Consider the following 704-nt stretch of genomic DNA (forward strand, 5'->3'; position numbering starts at 1 on the left):
TGCTGAGATTCTTCCTGAACTGGGACAAATTGAGACTGATAATGCTGAGATTCTTCCTGAACTTGGACAAGTTGAGAGTAGAACCGCTTCAATTCATTTTGAACTTGATGGTTTTGAGACTGTGACTGCTGCAAAATTGCTTCTGTCTGACGCTGCTGAGCTTGGGACTGTTCCAATTCTCCTAGAACCTGGACAAGTTGAGAGTGCGATCGCTTCAATTCCATGCTACTGCTGCGAACTTTAGACTGGGAATGTTCTAATTCTCCCTGAACTTGTCCAATGTGAGAACCCAATCGCTCCGCTTCCAACTGAATATGCTCTACTTGGGAGTTGCACTGTGCTAATTCTGCCTTAGACTGTGCTAATTCTGCCTGAGTTTGATGAAGTTGAAAACGAGTTCGCTCTAATTCCCACTCACTCTGATGCAGTTGAGAATTCTTGTGTGCTAACTCTGCTCTATTCTGATGCAGTTGTGACTGCGACTGTTCTAATACTACCTCAGTGGAATGCAGTTGTGACTGCGACTGTTCCAATACTACCTCAGTGGAATGCAGTTGTGACTGATATTGCTCTAACTCTGCCTCAGTGGAATGCAGTTGTGACTGTGACTGTTCCAACTCTGCCTGCGTGGAATGCAGTTGTGACTGTGACTGTTCCAACTCTGCCTGCGTGGAATGCAGTTGTGACTGTGACTGTTCCAACTC

Annotated in this window: 1 pseudogene; it reads right to left on the minus strand. The window is 45.6% G+C overall.

Going from position 1 to position 704, the window contains the following annotated elements:
* A pseudogene (locus QUB16_RS02610) lies at nt 1–617 on the minus strand (hypothetical protein); the annotation flags it as partial.
* Between the last annotated feature and the right edge of the window lie 87 nt (nt 618–704).

Origin of the sequence: Microcoleus sp. D3_18a_C4 (assembly GCF_036702415.1) — a bacterium.
GTDB lineage: Bacteria > Cyanobacteriota > Cyanobacteriia > Cyanobacteriales > Microcoleaceae > Microcoleus.